This is a genomic window from Arthrobacter sp. sptzw42 (genome assembly GCF_059089685.1).
In genome coordinates this window covers 236,837-252,966 of sequence record NZ_JBNHEX010000004.1, presented here as the reverse complement: position 1 = coordinate 252,966, position 16,130 = coordinate 236,837, and the positions used below count along the sequence as shown (strand labels likewise).

Here is a 16,130-nt window from a genome sequence, read left to right as displayed (position 1 = left end):
GGGCTAATCGAAGAAGCCCACGATGTAGCCGACGAAGTACAGGAGTGACAGTAGGACCACCACTGCGATGGCTGCTATCACGAAGAACTGCGTGCCCCGACTCGTACCGTGCTCGTCATGGCCCTGGGTGGTGGTGGTGGAGGCCTCGCCCGGCGGCGTTTCCCCTGGCGGCACTCCGCCTCCAGGCTCCAGGCCAGTGAGCTTGTCTTCTTCCGGGTCCGGATTCTGTCCTGACACGATTTTCTCCCTCGTTTGCGTCCTGGTGCTCTCCAGCCTAACCCCGGCACAGGCGGTTGGACCTAGGCTGGTGCGGTGACCTTCCTTGAACCCCTTACCCTGACCGGGCGGTATGTAACCCTCGAACCGCTGGATCCGGACCATCATGACGGCCTGGTGGACGCGGCACGGGACGGTGAGCTGTGGCGTCTCTGGTACACGTCGGTGCCGGCCCCTGGCGAGATGGCTGCTGAAATCCAGCGGCGGCTCGCGCTGCAGGAGCAGGGCTCCATGCTGCCCTTCACCACCCGGCTGGTGGATCCCACCACCGGGGGCGCCGGCAGGATCATAGGAATGACCACCTACATGAATGTCGACGCCGGCACTCCCCGCGTGGAAATCGGCTCCACCTGGAATGCCGCGTCTGTGCAGGGAACCGGTACGAATCCCGACTCAAAGCTGCTGCTCCTGCGCCACGCCTTTGAGGTTCTGGGCTGCCCGGCTGTGGAGTTCCGGACGCACTGGCTCAACCACCAGTCCCGGGAGGCCATCGCGAGGCTGGGTGCCAAGCAGGACGGCGTGCTCCGCAACCACTCAAGGACGCGTGACGGGATCCTGCGTGACACCGTGGTGTTTTCAATCCTTGAGCACGAGTGGCCCATGGTCCGTGCCGGACTCGAATACCGGCTGGCGCGGCGGGGCTAAGGCCGCTAGTTATAGACGCCCTCGCTGTGGAGTGCTGCGAAGTATGCCTCGTAGCCCTCGGCGTTGGGGTGGAGGTTTTCGAAGCTGTTCGAGGCCGTTGGGTCTGGGTTGAAGTTGATCCACGAGTCGTTGGACACCAAGCTGATGCCATGGCCCGCAAATTCGTCCGTAACGTCGACGTACTCGGTCCCGGTGGCCAGGGCGGCGGCCTCGATGGTGGCGTTCAGCTTGAATACCAGGAAATTTGCTTCGTTGATGAAGACAGACTTCGGATTGTGTGGATCTAAGGGGATGGGATCGAAGAGGTAGGGGTACCCGGTCAGCACGACGTCGGCCTTCGGTGCGGCAGCCTGTACAGCTTCTATCATCGTGACCAGGTTCTCGTGCAGAACTCCGCTGGCAATCTGGGCCCGAGCTTGAGCGATGGCGTCGAAACATGCCGTGGCGTCGACAGGATTAAGCAGGACAGGACCACAAGCACTAGCAAGAGTCCCGAAGCCCAGGTTATTTCCGCCGGCCGTGATGGTGACTAGATCGGTCTTCTTGTCCAGCTGGCCGAGCTGGGTGAGCACCACTTGCTGCGTCGTAGCTCCGCCGCAGGCCACGTTTGTAACGTCCCTTACGGATTTGAGATCGTCCGCTAGTTCTGGATAGGCGTTCGCACTGCGGAGGCAATCCTTGTTCCTGTATTCTCCACCTCCTATTCCGGCGGCGTAGGAGTCTCCCAAAGCTACATAGTCCTGGATTTTGCCGGCCTGGGCCGGAGCGGCGAAGCTTAAGGTCATTGCAAGAGTGGCCAGGCCCGCCGCAAGAGCGGAGTGACGCCGTCGTACTGGTGTGCCCATCGTGGCTCTCCTTTGGTGCTGGTGCTGGGCAGAGGACAGGTATGTGTACCGTACTCCCCGCGGCAACGGACGTTACCCGCGGCGGCTACCCCAATTTCACCAGCGCTTCCCCCAATGTGACGTGCACCTACCTAACGCTTGTGGTTAGCTGTGCGGATGAGCAAAGCGGACGGGTCCATGGACTGGGATGGTGCTGTCAATGCGTGGCATGTGGCCGGCGGTATTTACCGGATGGGCAGGCGCGAATGGCTGACGGGAGCGGGCTGGCGGCAGGCGTACGACGACGGGGTCCGCACTGTCATTGACCTCCGTAACGCTGCCGAGGTGCAGCGCCGGGACAGTGACCCGATGGTGGCTGATACCGCCTGGGCGGGAATCGCTGTTGTGTCCGCACCCACCGAGGAACCGGGCCATCCGCGCTTCACCGAGCTGTCCGGGCCCTACCTCAACGATCCCGCCTACTACTCGGACAACGCCCGGATTTTTCCGGAAAAGCTGGCGGGCGTCTTTCGTGAACTCGCTGCGGCAGCGGTGCGCGGGGATGTAGTGCTCCACTGCGCAGCCGGCAGGGACCGCAGCGGGATGGTTGCGGCCATGGTGCAGGACCTGGCGGGTGCGTCCGACCAAGAGATCGCCGACGGCTATCGGCGCGCCGCCCGCGGCATCAATGAGCGCTACCGCACCCACGGCCCGCCCCATGCCCGGGAACGCTATGTTGAGGAAGCCGAGCTCGTTCCTTTGCTGGAGCAGCGCGGCGCCGCAGTGGTGGACTTTGTACGGAGCCTTGACACGCGTGCTTTCCTCCTGCGGCACGGACTCACCCCTGAAGAGCTGGACGCGGTGCTGACGCTCTGCGGAGCCGGGGTGCCCCGATGAGGGCCGGTAGAGCCAGGCGTTTCCTCGCTGCCGGCGCCGCTGCGGGAGTTCTGGCTTCTTCTGCGTACGCCGCCGGACCGGCGTGGGCGGCGAACGAACCTGTGCCAGCACCTTCTGCCACCGTGTCCGGGTCGCAGCATTCCGGTCTGCCCGAGGCCGCCCTCGAGGAAGCCGTCGCGCGGGACCTCGGCATGACCCCGGCGGAGTTTGCCGCAGCGGGGGAGCTGGGTACCCAGGCGGGCAAAGTCGCCGCCCGGCTACGGAACGTCCCGGGCTATACGGGGACACGGCTCCAGGACGGGCGAATCCTTGTTACAGGTTCCGGGGCAGAACTGCTGGCGGAAGTGGCAGCACTTTCCGTCAGCGTCCCGCTGGCTGTCGAAGACCCGGCCCAGGTGCGCGAAGCTGAAACTCCTCAAGCTCCTGATAAGGAACCCCAGGGCACGGAAGTGGCTGTCAGCACGAAGCAGCTGTTTCAGGCGTACCTCCGCGAAGTGGGCGCGGCTGGCCTGCAGGCCGTGGTGTCATCCGGCGGGAAGTTTGTCATCCGGACCGGAGACATCAACTTCCCGGAGTCGGTGCCGGATACGGCTGGTGAGAATGCCCGATTGGACGGCGCCAAAGACGCGACGCCGGCAGGGGGTGCGGGCAAGAAATCGCCGGCTGAGTTTGTCTCCCGCTACGCCAACGTGGAGCTCGACGGCGGAGGTCCACTGGCGCCTGAAGCGGACGTTCCCGGCGGGGTTGGCTACATCGCCGACACCGGCTGGGTCTGTTCAACGGGTTTCTCTGCCTTCGACCCCGCAGGGCTGCCTGCAGTCCTCACGGCAGGGCATTGTGCTTCCGATGGTGCTGCAGAAACAGCCGAATTGGAATCGCAGTTCAACCGGATCGGGTTCTTGGGCAGGTTTGGATTCAGCCAGTTTGGCGGTCCGGGCAACTCACGGGTGCTGGACCCCACTACCGCCACGGGGTCGGACCACACGGCCCTGTCGGACCCCGGGAACGTGGGAACGGACATCGCGGTGGTTGAGTCACTCGGCCCCGATGTGGAACCGCTTCCGGCAGCCAGCACCTGGGGGGACCCCTCCCAGCCGGAACATGATGTCAAAATTATCGGCACGGTAGAACCTGTAGCGGGGATGGCTGTCTGCCGTTCGGGCAGAACCTCGGCCTGGTCCTGCGGCACCATAGATGCCGTGGGTATTTTCCTGGTGGGAGGACCTGCCGTCACTTCGGACCCCAAGGACGTCCGCGCCTTCAACGGCTTCCTGTCCTATGATGTCCAGTCCAGCGGAGGCGATTCCGGCGGACCCTATGTCAGCGGCAACTACGCCGTGGGGACACATGCCGCTGGGGAACCTGCACCAAAACCCGGTCAACCACCACTTCCGAATCAGGCCGTCGCCGCCACCCTAAGCGGAAGCCTCGCCGTCCTGCCCGGGTACCAGCTGGAGCTGTTCCTGAACAAGCCGGTGGTAGCCGCCCCCGCGGGAGCAACCTACGAGCCGGGCCAGGTGATCAGCGGGAACGTCCCGGCAGCCCCCGCTACCGCCATTGCAACCGGGTCGGAAGTCCGGATCACCATTCAGGGGCAGGAACCGTTCGAAGTACCCGTTGGCAGTGACGGCACCTGGAGCTTTGCCGCCCCTGACAGCGCACAAGCGTTGAAGTTCGCGGCGGAGACGATCAACGGGTACAGCACATCCGGAACCAGCAGCTTCGAGTTCGTGCCGGCCGCACCAGCAGGCACCGGCCCTACAGGCACCCCGGTAGCAGATTCTGCTTCGGCACCTATGCCGGCCCCGGCACGCCCGGCCCCGCCCGCAACGCCAACCCCGGCGCCCACGCCCAGCGCCGTCGTCGAGAACCCGCCCGTGAACAGTCCGCCCGCTCCACTCGCCGGCACCGGAGGCAGCGACAACCGGTGGGGTAACAGCACTCTTGCCTACACCGGACCGTCAGCGCTGGCGCCCGCGGCAGGCGCGGCCGCGGCGGCTATCGCCGTCGGCGGACTGCTGATGGTGCTGGTCCGCGTCCGCAGGAAACGCACCACCACGAAATAAGCTCTAAGGTACGGCCGGGGAGTGACTGACGCTATGCGCCAGGGCGACGGGTTTATTTGTGGCGCCGCATCAGCAGGTTGGTGATGCGCATGGTGCAGAGCCGCTGGCCGGCCTCGTTGGTAATGACCACCTCGTGCGTGGTCAGGGTGCCGCCCAGATGGATGGGCGTGGCGGTGATGGTCACCTGGCCCTCGCGCGCCGAGCGGTGGTGGGTGGCCGAAACGTCCACGCCGACGGCCGTCTTGCCCATGGTGCTCGCGTGGATCACGGCCGCCCATGACCCTACCGCTTCACCCACGGCCAGCGACGCTCCGCCATGCAGAAGCCCGAAGGACTGCCGGTTTCCCTCCACGGGCATGGTGGCTACCACCCGCTCCACCGATTCCTCGAGGATCTTCACGCCCATCTTCTCGTCGAGCTCGCCAAGGGTGATTTTCCACAGCTGGTGCGCGTCGGGATGGTTCTCGACGGGTGCATCCTTCGGTGACGGGGCGCTCATTCGTTCTCCTTTGGGGTGACCATTTCCAGCCCGGCCTTCTAGTCTGCACCAGCGGCCTTCATGTATGGTGACTATATTACCGAACGGACGGTCAGTAATCACTGGCCGCCTTTGTATGTCCCTTGTTGGAAGGACCCGTCAACGATGACCACCACCGCCACAGCTCCCCAGGCCACGGTCGACACCGTGGAGACAGTACCCAGCTTCATCATGGACGCGTGGTGGACCCCTGACGGTTCCACAGGTACCGCCGTCCCTGTTCGTGATGCGAGCACCGGGGAGATCCTGGCCAAGGTGAGCACCGAGGGGCTGGACCTCGCCGCCGTCGTCAATTACGGCCGCACCACCGGGCAGGCGGAACTTGGCCAGCTGACCTTCCACCAGCGCGCCCTCAAGCTCAAGGAGTTGGCACAGTACCTCCACGCCCGGCGCGAGCACTTCTACTCGTTCTCCGCCCAGACCGGCGCCACCAAGGTGGACTCGATGATCGATATTGACGGCGGCATCGGCGTCCTCTTCACGTTCGGCTCCAAGGGCCGCCGCGAACTGCCCAACTCCCAGGTGGTGGTGGACGGTCCGATGGAGGTGCTGTCCAAGGACGGGTCCTTCGCCGGTGAACACATTTACACCCGCATCCCGGGCGTTGCCGTGCAGATCAATGCCTTCAACTTTCCGGTATGGGGCATGCTGGAAAAGTTGGCCCCGGCATTCATCGCCGGTGTCCCAACCATCGTCAAGCCCGCAACACCCACGGGGTACGTGGCGGCCGCCGTGGTTAAGGCGATTGTCGAATCCAACATCCTGCCCAAGGGTTCGCTGCAACTGATTTCCGGCTCCGTCCGCGGACTGCTGGATGTGCTCGACTACCGCGACCTGGTGGCGTTTACCGGTTCCGCCTCCACCGCGCTGTCGCTGAAGTCCCACCCCAATGTGGTTCAGGGCGGAATCCGTTTCAGCTCCGAAACCGACTCCCTGAACGCCGCCATCCTCGGACCTGACGCGGTGGAGGGAACGCCGGAATTTGACGCTTTCGTCCGGTCCGTCGTCACTGAGATGACGGCTAAAGCCGGGCAGAAGTGCACCGCCATCCGGCGTGCCATCGTGCCGCAGGAACTGGTGCCCGCCGTGTCGGCGGCCATCGGCAGGCGCATCTCGGAGCGGGTTGTCCTTGGGGACCCCCGGGCGGACGGCGTCACCATGGGTGCGCTCGCCTCCGTGGAGCAGCTTGAGGGCGTCCGCGCGGCCGTGCAGTCCATGCTCGACGCCGGGGGCGAGCTTGCGTACGGAACTCTCGAGGCGCCGTCGGTCACCTCCGCTGACGGATCCACGGGCGTGGCGGACGGCGGGGCTTTTATGGCTCCCCTTTTGCTCAACTGGCAGGACCCGGAGGCCGAGGAGGTCCACTCGCTGGAGGCCTTCGGCCCGGTTTCTTCCGTGATCGGGTACACCGACATTCCCGACGCCGTCCGCCTCGCCGCCCGGGGCAGCGGCTCGCTGGTGGCCTCGGTGTGTACTAATGATCCTGCCTTTGCCCGCGAACTTGTCACGGGTATCGCCGCCCACCACGGCCGTGTCCTGATGCTCAACCGCGAGGACGCCCGCAGCTCCACCGGCCACGGCTCGCCCGTGCCGCACCTGGTCCACGGCGGGCCGGGCCGGGCCGGCGGCGGCGAGGAACTGGGCGGCATCCGCTCGGTCATGCACCACATGCAGCGCACGGCCATCCAGGGTTCGCCGAACATGCTGACCGCTGTCACCGGGGTCTGGCATCCGGGCGCCGACCGCAACTTCACAGTGGAAACCGAGGGGACGCATCCGTTCCGGAAACCGCTTGAAACACTGCGTATCGGTGACGCCGTGAGGTCCGACCTCCGCCAAGTGACGCTGGAGGACATTACAGCGTTCGCCAACACCACCGGCGACACCTTTTACGCCCACACCAACCAGGAAGCGGCGGAAGCCAATCCGTTCTTCCCCGGCATCGTGGCGCACGGTTACCTCCTGCTGGCCTGGGGTGCAGGGTTGTTCGTGGAGCCTGCCCCCGGGCCGGTGCTGGCAAATTACGGCCTGGAGAACCTGCGGTTCATCACTCCGGTGGCCGCGGGCGACTCCATCCGGGTGACCCTCACCGCGAAGAAGATCACTCCGCGCGAGACGGACGAGTACGGTGAGGTTGCCTGGGACGCTGTGCTGACCAACCAGAACGACGAGATCGTGGCCACCTACGACGTCCTCACCCTCGTAGCCAAGTAGCCGCTTCGAAAACGGCAGGGGCGCCCCGGATCAACCGGGACGCCCCTGCCGCCGCTTTATGCCGGGGTCAGGATTCGGCGCCGCTGTGCAATCCGTCGTCGCTGCTGTCGTCCGACGGCGCTGCTCCGGTCTGGTCTGAAAGGTCCATGTTTCCCCGGGCCTCGTCCATGGTGGGGCCACCGGAGGGGACGCTGTAGGTGTCGGGACGGATGCCCTTGGCCTGTTCCTCGATCAGCGCCTGCTCCTCGCTGAAGCGGATGGCATTGGCTTCGTCTCCGGCGTCGCCGGGAATGTCCTCGCGGACTTTGGACGGGTCCGGAGTGATGTATCCGGCGTCCGGTTCTTCCCTGTGGTTGCTCATGTGTCTAACCTTTCTCTCGGGTGTACTACTCTGTGGGCCGGTCGATGAGGTCCGCTTTCAGGTCCAGCGTCTGGCTGTCCCGGCGGACTTTGAAGCCGACGGTATCGCCGGGGTTGCGGTTCCGGAGTTCAGCCAGGAGTTTCTCAGGCGCAGTCAACTCCACGCCCTCCATGGACTCCAGGACATCGCCGGGGCGGATTCCGGCACGTCCGGCGGGGCCGTCCTCGTCAACGGACAGAACCACCACGCCGGTGGTGGTGTCGATGCCCAGCTGGTCGGCAATCTGCGGGGTCAGTTGGGACGGGGTGAGGCCCAGGTAGGCGTGCTCGGCGGTGCCGTCTGCGAGCAGTTCCTCGGCCACCTCCACCGCGGTGGCGGCAGGTATGGCGAAGCCCAGTGAGACGGCTCCGGCCGATGGCGGGATATAGGCTTCGCTGATGCCGATGATTTCACCGCGCATGTTGATCACCGCGCCGCCCGAGTTGCCGGGGCTGATGGGCGCGTCGGTCTGGATCAGGTCCACCAGCGAAAGGCTGTTGGAAGCGGACCCGGGAATGGAACGGTGGAGCCCGGAGATGATGCCGGCCGTGGCTGTGTTCTCGAAGCCCAGCGGTGAGCCCAACACCAGTGCACCCTCACCCACGCGGGGCAGGTCGCTCTGGTAGACGGGCTTCGGCAGGCCGGTGCGGTCGGCCTGGACCAGAGCCAAATCGGTGACGGGATCAGTGGCCCGCACGGTCCCGGCCACGCGCTGGCCGTCCGCGAATCCGACTTCCACCCTGGTGTTGCCCCGAATAACGTGCTCGTTGGTGAGGATGAGGCCGTCCTCTGAATAGACCACGCCGCTGCCCAGCCCGCCGCCCTCGGTGAAGATGGTCACCACAGACGGGGAAAGGTTGGCTACCAGGTCAGGAATACCGCCGGCTGCGTCAGGTGCCGGCGCGGTGCTGCCGGCAGAACCCGTGGGGCCGGGCTGCGTCGCACCCGGGGACACGGTGCCGCCGGTTGTCGAAGCGGACGTTTCGCTTGGGGCCGGGGGAGTGGGCGAGCCAGTGCACGCCGTAAGGGCCAGGGCGAGCAGCACTCCGCCGGCCGCTGCGCGCGCACGCGCCGGGCGGGATGAACCCTGGCTGGTGGTGGTGCTCATGAACGGCCTCCTGCGGATGCTGGCTGGTTCTACCACCGTAGCCGGGGACCAACAAAAATACCAAGCACGCTTAGTATTTGAGGTCGGCGCAAGGATCCTACGGTTGGGAGTGGAGCCCGTCGAACGCCATGGTTATGACGTCGTCGGCGAGCCTTTCCGGCGAGAGGGAGCCGCCGGGTTTGTACCATTCCACGATGGAGTTGATCATGCCGAACAGGAGCCGGGTGACGGTGCGGGGATCGATGTCCTGGCGCAGCGAGCCCTCGTCCCGTGCAGCGGAAATCAGCCCGGCCACTTTGTGGTCGAACGTGCGGCGGCGTTCCAGGGCGTCGCGTTCAATCTCGGTGTTGCCGCGAAGGCGCAGGAGCAGCGTGACGAACGGCAGCCGGTCCACCAGCACCGCGACCGTTTGCCGGAGCACGAATTCGAGGCGGGAATCGGCTGCACCGGAGGTAGCTTCGGGTTCTTCCAGGATGGCTTCGAGGCCACCGAGCGCATGGTCCAGGGCAAGCTTGAGGAGGTCGCCTTTGGACGGTACGTGGTGGTAGATGGCGGACTTTGAGATGCCCAGGTTGTCCGCGAGGATGCCCATGGACGTGGCGTCGTAACCATGCCGGTTGAAAACGTCCACGGCGATGCGCAGCACCGACTGCTGGTCGTATCCCGGCCGGCCGCGCTTGGCGCCGGCGGCGGAACTGGTGGTGTCAGTGGTGCTGGGCATGAAGCCTAGTTTCTCATGAACGGTCGGTCAGTCGGCGCCGGCTGATGCCCCTAGCCCTTGGGCCGGAGGTCGTAGATGCGCTTCAGCTTGCCGTTGGACCGCTCCAGCGAGCCCGGCTCCACGACGTCCACGGAGCACGAAGAACCCACGTGGATCTTGATCTGCTCCTGCAGGGTTCGCGCCGCCGTCGCGCTCTGCTCGGAGGTCACGGCGTCCCGGCGTTCAATCCGGACCGTCAGCTGGTCCATCCGCTGGCCCTCGGGCCGGGTGAGTTCGAGCTGGAAGTGTGGGCTGAGCTCGGGGATGCGGAGGGCGATTTCCTCGATCTGGGACGGAAAGAGGTTCACGCCGCGCAGGATGATCATGTCATCGCTGCGGCCGGTGATGCGTCCCATCCTCCGGTGCGCGGGGCGGGCGGTGCCGGGCAGGAGCCGGGTGAGGTCCTTGGTGCGGTACCGGATGATGGGCAGTGCTTCCTTGGTAAGCGAGGTGAAGACGAGTTCGCCGTGTTCGCCGTCGCGCAGGACATTCTCCTTGCCCACCACGGGGTTGAAGGCGTCGATGATTTCGGGGCGGAAGTGGTCCTCCCAGATGTGGCTGCCGTCCTGGGTTTCCACCGCCTCGCCGGCGACGCCCGGGCCCATCACTTCGGAAAGGCCGTAGATGTCGCAGGCCTTGATGTTCATGGTGACTTCGAGTTCGTGCCGCATCTCCTGGGTCCAGGGTTCGGCGCCGAGGACGGCGAACTTCAGGGACGTGGAGGCGGGGTCGATGCCCATGTGCGCCATGGCGTCGGCGATGGTCAGGAGGTAGGTGGGCGTGGCCAGGATGGCATCCGGCTGGAAGTCCTGGATGAGCTGGATCTGGCGTTCGGTCTGCCCGCCGGACATCGGGATGACGGTGCAGCCCAAAGCCTCTGCTCCGGCGTGCGCGCCGAGCCCGCCGGTGAACAGCCCATAGCCGTAGGCGTTATGGACCTTCATCCCGGGGCGGATGCCGGAGGCGCGGAAGCTGCGGGCCACGAGCTTGGCCCAGTCCGCCAGGTCCTGTTTGGTGTAGCCGACGACGGTGGGCCGGCCCGTGGTGCCCGAGCTGGCGTGGACGCGGGCTACTTCACCCTGCGGCACGGCGAACATCCCGAACGGGTATTCGGCGCGCAGGTCGTCCTTGGTGGTGAAGGGAAAATTGCCGAGGTCGCTGAGTTCGCGCAGGTCCCCGGGGTGGATGCCGGCGTCGTCGAATTTGCGCTTGTACAGGGGCACGCGCTCGTAGGCGTAGGCAACGGTATGCTGCAGGCGGCTGAGCTGCAGGGCTTCGAGCTCGTCGCGGGAGATCGTTTCTTCGCGGTCAAGTTCGGCGCCGGAGGCAGTGGGCGTGGGTGTTTCGGGGGCGTGGAGGGTCATGGTGTCCTACTTCTTGGGGATGGTCCGGCTGCGTCCGCGGAACTCAGCGATGAGTTCACCCGGAGCCTGGGCGCCCGGGTCGGCAGCGAAAACCTGGATGTCGTACAGGCCGCTGCGGCCGGCGCTGGAACGGCGGTCCGCGACGGCGGTAATCACCTGTCCGCGGTAGGCCGGCTTAAGGAAGTTGATGTCGACGCCGGCGGCTACAGTGATGTTGTTTTCCTCGCCGGGCGCCGGGTGGACCGGGTTGCAGGCCATGGCGAAGGCGGAGTCCGCGAAGGCGAAGATCATTCCGCCGTGCGCCATGCCGAAGCCGTTGAGCATTTCCTGGCGGAGTGTCATCCGGATGGTGGCATGGCCCTCGCTGACGGCAAGGACTTCGATTCCCATCCAGATGGAGGCGTAGTCGTTTTCCAGGATGGGGTGGATGGCCCCGGAAACTGTTGTTTCAGCCATGCGTCATTGCCTCCAGCTTTATTTACCGAATGTTCATTAGGTAATCCCATGAGGCGGTCCGGTGTCAAGGGCGTGCCCGCCGGACCGGGTCAGCGCCGCGTCCCGGTCCGAGTGGTGGAAAAGGCACGGCGGCGCCACTTATGTGGGCCACGAGTCCGGACTGCCCGAAGCCATTCCGGCGAAAAGTGCAAGGATGGGAGGACCGGAACCAGCAGAACAGCAAAAGGGCGGACCATGGCCAAAAGCATCTACGTCAGCGCAACCACTCCCGGATCGGGCAAGTCCCTTGTGGCCCTGGGCCTGGCGGACACCCTGCACCGTCATGCGGACAGGATCGGTTTCTTCAAGCCCGTGGTCCACGGCCCGGACGCGGCGGACGATCCCATGGTGGCCCTGATGAAATCGCGGTTCGCCCTGGAAGATGAGCGATGCCGCGGCGGCCTGACCCACGAGGAGGTCAGGTCCCTGCTTGCAGATGGCAGACGCGAGGACATTGATTCCCGCTGCGTGGAGATCTTCGCGGAAATCTCCCGCCACTGCGACGTGGTAATAGTGGAGGGCACCGACCTCATCGGCCAGGATGCCGCCGTCGAGTTCGACCTCAACGCCCGCCTGGCCAACAACCTCGCCGCCCCCGTGGTTGCGGTGGTGGGCGCCAAGGGGCGGACCGTGGCGGAGGCCGCGGCCGCCGTCGAGGTGGCCCGCAAGGAGCTCGCCGCCGAGAAGTGCGCCTTGCTGGCCATCATGGTGAACCGCGCTGATCCGGACGACGTCGAGGCTATCGCTGCCGCCGTGAAGCCCGGCGCCTCCAAACGGCCGGTGTACGTCCTGCCCGAGCTCGAGGAGATCGCGCGTCCCACCACGGGTGAAGTTGCCGCGGCCCTGGGTGTCCGGCAGATCGCCGGCCGTGCGGACATGGAGCGGGACGTGAAGGACATCAAGGTGGCGGCCATGAACGTGGGCAACTTCCTGAACGTCCTTGACGAGGGCGCCCTGGTGATCGTCCCCGGAGACCGCGCGGACGTGATGGTCGCGTGCCTGGCGTCGTCCTTCTCACCCGAATTCCCGGTGGCCTCGGCGCTGATCCTCACCGGCGGCCTGGCACCGGATGCCAACATCTACCCGCTCCTGGCACAGGCACCATTCCCGGTGTTCGCCGCCGCGGACGATACCTACACCACCGCGCGCCGCGTCTCTGAGGTCCGGAGCGAGATCTGGTCCGGCCACCGCCGCAAGGTCGCCTCCGCCCTGGGGCTCTGGTCCCGCACCGTGGATGAGGCCGAGCTGATGGAGCGGCTGCACCTGCCGCGGGCCGAACGAATGACCCCGCTCCGCTTCCTCCACGACCTCATTGAGCGGGCCCGCGGCCAGCGACGGCACGTGGTCCTCCCCGAGGGGACGGATGTACGCATCCTGCGGGCTGCGGAGATCCTGCACCGCCGCGACGTCTGTGACCTCACTGTCCTGGGGCCGGAGTCGGATGTCCGCGAGCTGGCCGCCGCCCGCGGCATCGACCTGTCCGGAATCAACATCGTGGACCCTGCCACCTCGGACCTGCGGCAAAAATTCGCCGAGCAGTACGCGGGGCTGCGGGCACACAAGGGTGTTGACCTCCCCAAGGCCCTGGAAATCATGCAGGACGTCAGCTACTTCGGCACCATGATGGTCCAGCTCGGTGTGGTGGACGGGATGGTGTCCGGCGCGGCCCACACCACCGCGCACACCATCCGGCCGGCGCTGGAGTTCGTGAAGACCCGCGAGGGCGTGAAGATCGTCTCCTCGGTGTTCCTGATGCTGATGCCGGACCGGGTGCTGGTCTACGGCGACTGCGCAGTGAACCCGGACCCTAACGTTGAGCAGCTGGCGGACATCGCGCTCGCCTCAGCTGAAACGGCTGCGCAGTTCGGCGTGGAGCCGCGGGTGGCCATGCTGTCCTACTCCACCGGCGGCTCCGGCTCAGGTGAGGCGGTGGACGAGGTGCGGCAGGCCACCGAACTGGTGCGGCGGCGCCGCCCTGATCTCGCCGTCGAAGGCCCCATCCAGTACGACGCCGCCGTGGATGCCTCGATCGCGGAGTCCAAAATGCCGGGATCCTCGGTGGCCGGCCAGGCCACCGTGTTTATCTTCCCGGACCTTAACACCGGCAACAACACCTACAAGGCGGTGCAGCAGAGCTCCGGTGCCGTCGCCGTCGGGCCAGTCCTGCAGGGCCTGCGGAAGCCGGTCAACGATCTCTCCCGCGGCTGCACGGTGGAGGACATCGTGAACACGGTGGCCATCACAGCCATCCAGGCGCAGGCGCCGGCTTTGTAAGCACGCAAAGGACGACGCCGGCACCCGGGTGGGGGCCGGCGTCGTCCTTTCGCGTGGGTCAGCTGTTGTCCGGCTTCGCCAAGCTCTCGGAGTCCTCCTGCTTGGCCGGCTCATCGGACAGGCCCTGCGGGGTGAGGTCGAGGTCCTCAAGGTTCTCCGGCGCCTGCGGGGACTCGCCCGTTTCACCGGCCTTGCTGGCGCCGGTGTCATCCAGGGCGGGGTTGGCGCCCTCGACGCCGGCAGGGTCCTTGGTGCCGGAGCCCCCAGCGTTCAGCGGCGCGGTGCTGCTGGATCCGGTGTTGGTGGGGTCGTTCTCGTCGATCGAAGTGGGCTCGTTCGTCATGGAAGTGTCCTCTCGGGCGTGGTCCAGCCTGTCCGCCGACTCTAGGCACAGCCGGCTTCCATCCGCAAGGAAACAGCGCCGCTGCCGGGGCAACCTATAGTGTGGTTTGAACCGCAGACGCCAGGCTCAGGAGGCCCGCATGCTCGTCCTCGTCATCAATTCCGGCTCGTCCTCGCTCAAGTACCAGGTGCGTGATGTCGCTGCCGGGAGCGTACTCACGGAGGGGCTGATCGAAAAGATCGGGATGGGCAACGGCGGTGACGGGGACGGCGAGATCGTGGGCCCCCGGGACCATGCCGAGGCGCTGGAACAGGTGGACGCCGCCATCCACCAGGAGCTCGGCGACCTGGAGCTGGCCGCGGTGGGGCACCGGGTGGTGCACGGCGGCGAGCGTTTCGCGGAACCCGTGCTGGTAGACAACGAAATCACCCGCGCCATCGAACGGCTCAACCCGCTGGCGCCCCTGCACAACCCCGCCAACGTGCTGGGTATCCGCGCCATCACCAAAAAGTGGCCGGACATGCCCCAGGTGGCCGTCTTTGACACCGCGTTCCACCGCACCCTTCCGGAGCAGGCGTGGCGCTACGCCGTGCCGGATGAACTCTACACAAACCACGGCATCCGCCGCTACGGCTTCCACGGCACGTCCCACGAGTACGTGACGCGCCAGGCCGCGGCACTGCTGGACCTTCCGGTTGATGAGTTCGACGGCGTCATCGCCCACCTGGGCAACGGCGCCTCCGCCACCGCGATCCGGGGCGGCCGCTCGGTGGATACGTCCATGGGCTTCACCCCGCTGGAGGGCCTGGTGATGGGAACCCGCTCAGGGGATCTCGACCCCTCCATCCTGGTCTTCCTCGGCAGGGCGGGCTGGACCCCGGAAGACCTCGACACCATGCTGAACCGGGAATCCGGGCTGAAGGGCCTGGCCGGCAACAACGACATGCGCTCTGTCGTGGAGGCCGCAGAATCCGGCGACGCCAGGGCGGACACAGCGCTCGCGGTTACCTCTTACCGGCTGGCCAAGTACATCGGCGGCTACCACGTGGCCGTGGGCGGAGCCAAGGCACTCGTATTTACCGCCGGAATCGGCGAGAACTCCCACCAGTTCCGGTCGCTCGTGGCGGAGAAGCTGGGCGCCCTGGGCATACAGCTCGACCCCGGCCTAAACGCAGAGCGGTCCAGGGAGCCGCGCGTTATTTCCACGCCGCAGTCCGCCATCCCTGTCCTGGTGATTCCCACCGATGAGGAGCGGGCCATCGCGGAGGCGACAGCCGCCGTCGTTTCCGCCTCAGTGGCGCGGTAACCGCCCTCCTGAACCAAGGAGCAGCCTTTCCCCATGCCTGATATCACCCTGCCCATCCGTACCGAACGGCTGATCCTGCGCCGCTTCGAAGGCGGCGACCTTGATGCGTTCCATGCCTACCATTCACTGGCTGAGACCGCCCGCTTCCTGCCCGGACCGGCCAAAACTTACACGCAGTCAATGGAGCGGGTGGGCCGGTACGCGAACTTTGTTTTCGCGAAGGAGGGCGACTGGGTGGCGCTCGCCGTCGAGGCAGAGGACGACGGCGGGCTGCAGGGTGAGGTGGTCCTCAAATGGTTGCCGGGATACGGCCAGGGCGAAGTGGGCTGGAGCCTGGCGCCCGGGGCCAGGGGCAAGGGTTACGCCACGGAAGCGGCGGCGGCCGTGCTCCGCCTCGGCTTCCAGGAGCTGGGCATGCACCGGATCGAGGCGCGCCTTGATGAACTGAACGCAGCATCTGCTGCGCTTTGCTGCCGCCTGGGCATGCGGCAGGAAGCGCGGCACGTGGACAAATGGCACTACAAAGGCCAGTGGGCCACCGAGCTGATCTATGCAGTCCTGGCTGACGAGTGGCGCGTGGACCAGGCGCTTAAGCGGCAGGCCCGGCAGGGCGGCTGACT

The 16,130-nt window shown here is 66.1% G+C and carries 16 protein-coding genes; 7 read left to right on the top strand and 9 right to left on the bottom strand.

Features of this window, described 5'->3' with window-relative positions:
* Positions 1 to 3: 3 nt before the first annotated feature.
* On the bottom strand, positions 4 to 237 hold the full coding sequence (locus tag AC5RT4_RS07165; protein ID WP_494041532.1) for a DUF6480 family protein: 234 nt from the start codon (positions 235 to 237) through the stop codon (positions 4 to 6).
* 75 nt (positions 238 to 312) lie between these two features.
* Between AC5RT4_RS07165 and AC5RT4_RS07160 the strand changes: the two genes are divergently transcribed.
* Positions 313 to 921, top strand: a complete 609-nt coding sequence (locus AC5RT4_RS07160; RefSeq protein ID WP_494041533.1) for a GNAT family N-acetyltransferase — start codon at positions 313 to 315, stop codon at positions 919 to 921.
* A gap of 5 nt (positions 922 to 926) precedes the next feature.
* Here the strand turns inward: AC5RT4_RS07160 and AC5RT4_RS07155 are convergent, their stop codons facing one another.
* On the bottom strand, positions 927 to 1,766 hold the full coding sequence (locus tag AC5RT4_RS07155; protein ID WP_494105308.1) for an SGNH/GDSL hydrolase family protein: 840 nt from the start codon (positions 1,764 to 1,766) through the stop codon (positions 927 to 929).
* A gap of 156 nt (positions 1,767 to 1,922) precedes the next feature.
* Here AC5RT4_RS07155 and AC5RT4_RS07150 point away from each other — a divergent pair, with 156 nt between their 5' ends.
* Together AC5RT4_RS07150 and AC5RT4_RS07145 are read left to right on the top strand one after the other, a co-directional pair.
* Positions 1,923 to 2,642 carry a tyrosine-protein phosphatase gene (locus AC5RT4_RS07150; RefSeq protein ID WP_494105307.1) on the top strand — a complete coding sequence of 240 codons (720 nt, stop codon included), beginning with the start codon at positions 1,923 to 1,925 and terminating at the stop codon, positions 2,640 to 2,642.
* Positions 2,643 to 2,743: 101 nt separating this feature from the next.
* Positions 2,744 to 4,708, top strand: a complete 1,965-nt coding sequence (locus AC5RT4_RS07145) for a S1 family peptidase (protein WP_494105306.1) — start codon at positions 2,744 to 2,746, stop codon at positions 4,706 to 4,708.
* A gap of 52 nt (positions 4,709 to 4,760) precedes the next feature.
* Here AC5RT4_RS07145 and AC5RT4_RS07140 read toward each other — a convergent pair whose 3' ends face one another.
* The gene (locus AC5RT4_RS07140; protein WP_494105305.1) at positions 4,761 to 5,207 is read right to left on the bottom strand and encodes a PaaI family thioesterase; all 447 of its coding nucleotides are present in this window, start codon (positions 5,205 to 5,207) and stop codon (positions 4,761 to 4,763) included.
* 144 nt (positions 5,208 to 5,351) lie between these two features.
* On the opposite strand from AC5RT4_RS07140, the gene paaZ reads away from it, so the two are divergent.
* Positions 5,352 to 7,460, top strand: a complete 2,109-nt coding sequence (paaZ, locus tag AC5RT4_RS07135) for a phenylacetic acid degradation bifunctional protein PaaZ (RefSeq protein ID WP_494105304.1) — start codon at positions 5,352 to 5,354, stop codon at positions 7,458 to 7,460.
* A 67-nt stretch (positions 7,461 to 7,527) separates the two neighbouring features.
* On the opposite strand, the gene AC5RT4_RS07130 is transcribed toward paaZ, so the two are convergent.
* The 5 genes from AC5RT4_RS07130 to AC5RT4_RS07110 form a co-directional block, all read right to left on the bottom strand.
* On the bottom strand, positions 7,528 to 7,821 hold the full coding sequence (locus AC5RT4_RS07130; RefSeq protein WP_494041539.1) for a hypothetical protein: 294 nt from the start codon (positions 7,819 to 7,821) through the stop codon (positions 7,528 to 7,530).
* A gap of 25 nt (positions 7,822 to 7,846) precedes the next feature.
* The gene (locus AC5RT4_RS07125; protein ID WP_494105303.1) at positions 7,847 to 8,968 is read right to left on the bottom strand and encodes a S1C family serine protease; all 1,122 of its coding nucleotides are present in this window, start codon (positions 8,966 to 8,968) and stop codon (positions 7,847 to 7,849) included.
* Positions 8,969 to 9,065: 97 nt separating this feature from the next.
* On the bottom strand, positions 9,066 to 9,689 hold the full coding sequence (locus AC5RT4_RS07120; RefSeq protein ID WP_494041541.1) for a TetR/AcrR family transcriptional regulator: 624 nt from the start codon (positions 9,687 to 9,689) through the stop codon (positions 9,066 to 9,068).
* Between the two features lie 50 nt (positions 9,690 to 9,739).
* Complete coding sequence (gene paaK, locus AC5RT4_RS07115) at positions 9,740 to 11,092, bottom strand: phenylacetate--CoA ligase PaaK (RefSeq protein WP_494105302.1); 1,353 nt, start codon at positions 11,090 to 11,092, stop codon at positions 9,740 to 9,742.
* Positions 11,093 to 11,098: 6 nt separating this feature from the next.
* Complete coding sequence (locus AC5RT4_RS07110) at positions 11,099 to 11,548, bottom strand: hotdog fold thioesterase (RefSeq protein ID WP_494105301.1); 450 nt, start codon at positions 11,546 to 11,548, stop codon at positions 11,099 to 11,101.
* A 234-nt stretch (positions 11,549 to 11,782) separates the two neighbouring features.
* On the opposite strand from AC5RT4_RS07110, the gene pta reads away from it, so the two are divergent.
* Positions 11,783 to 13,861, top strand: a complete 2,079-nt coding sequence (gene pta, locus AC5RT4_RS07105; protein ID WP_494105300.1) for a phosphate acetyltransferase — start codon at positions 11,783 to 11,785, stop codon at positions 13,859 to 13,861.
* Positions 13,862 to 13,919: 58 nt separating this feature from the next.
* On the opposite strand, the gene AC5RT4_RS07100 is transcribed toward pta, so the two are convergent.
* Positions 13,920 to 14,204, bottom strand: coding sequence for a hypothetical protein (locus tag AC5RT4_RS07100; RefSeq protein ID WP_494105299.1), 285 nt, complete (start codon positions 14,202 to 14,204; stop codon positions 13,920 to 13,922).
* A 139-nt stretch (positions 14,205 to 14,343) separates the two neighbouring features.
* Between AC5RT4_RS07100 and AC5RT4_RS07095 the strand changes: the two genes are divergently transcribed.
* Both AC5RT4_RS07095 and AC5RT4_RS07090 read left to right on the top strand, forming a co-directional pair.
* On the top strand, positions 14,344 to 15,510 hold the full coding sequence (locus AC5RT4_RS07095) for an acetate kinase (protein ID WP_494105298.1): 1,167 nt from the start codon (positions 14,344 to 14,346) through the stop codon (positions 15,508 to 15,510).
* Between the two features lie 33 nt (positions 15,511 to 15,543).
* Complete coding sequence (locus tag AC5RT4_RS07090; protein WP_494105297.1) at positions 15,544 to 16,128, top strand: GNAT family N-acetyltransferase; 585 nt, start codon at positions 15,544 to 15,546, stop codon at positions 16,126 to 16,128.
* The last annotated feature ends 2 nt before the right edge of the window (positions 16,129 to 16,130 follow it).

Excerpts from the sequence above, each read along its gene's own strand:
- AC5RT4_RS07090 (WP_494105297.1), top strand. The coding sequence starts at position 15,544 with ATGCCTGATATCACCCTGCCCATCCGTACCGAACGGCTGATCCTGCGC.
- AC5RT4_RS07125 (WP_494105303.1), bottom strand. The coding sequence starts at position 8,968 with ATGAGCACCACCACCAGCCAGGGTTCATCCCGCCCGGCGCGTGCGCGC.
- AC5RT4_RS07120 (WP_494041541.1), bottom strand. The coding sequence starts at position 9,689 with ATGCCCAGCACCACTGACACCACCAGTTCCGCCGCCGGCGCCAAGCGC.
- AC5RT4_RS07095 (WP_494105298.1), top strand. The coding sequence starts at position 14,344 with ATGCTCGTCCTCGTCATCAATTCCGGCTCGTCCTCGCTCAAGTACCAG.
- paaZ (WP_494105304.1), top strand. The coding sequence starts at position 5,352 with ATGACCACCACCGCCACAGCTCCCCAGGCCACGGTCGACACCGTGGAG.
- AC5RT4_RS07100 (WP_494105299.1), bottom strand. The coding sequence starts at position 14,204 with ATGACGAACGAGCCCACTTCGATCGACGAGAACGACCCCACCAACACC.
- paaK (WP_494105302.1), bottom strand. The coding sequence starts at position 11,092 with ATGACCCTCCACGCCCCCGAAACACCCACGCCCACTGCCTCCGGCGCC.
- pta (WP_494105300.1), top strand. The coding sequence starts at position 11,783 with ATGGCCAAAAGCATCTACGTCAGCGCAACCACTCCCGGATCGGGCAAG.
- AC5RT4_RS07140 (WP_494105305.1), bottom strand. The coding sequence starts at position 5,207 with ATGAGCGCCCCGTCACCGAAGGATGCACCCGTCGAGAACCATCCCGAC.
- AC5RT4_RS07110 (WP_494105301.1), bottom strand. The coding sequence starts at position 11,548 with ATGGCTGAAACAACAGTTTCCGGGGCCATCCACCCCATCCTGGAAAAC.
- AC5RT4_RS07155 (WP_494105308.1), bottom strand. The coding sequence starts at position 1,766 with ATGGGCACACCAGTACGACGGCGTCACTCCGCTCTTGCGGCGGGCCTG.
- AC5RT4_RS07150 (WP_494105307.1), top strand. The coding sequence starts at position 1,923 with ATGAGCAAAGCGGACGGGTCCATGGACTGGGATGGTGCTGTCAATGCG.
- AC5RT4_RS07130 (WP_494041539.1), bottom strand. The coding sequence starts at position 7,821 with ATGAGCAACCACAGGGAAGAACCGGACGCCGGATACATCACTCCGGAC.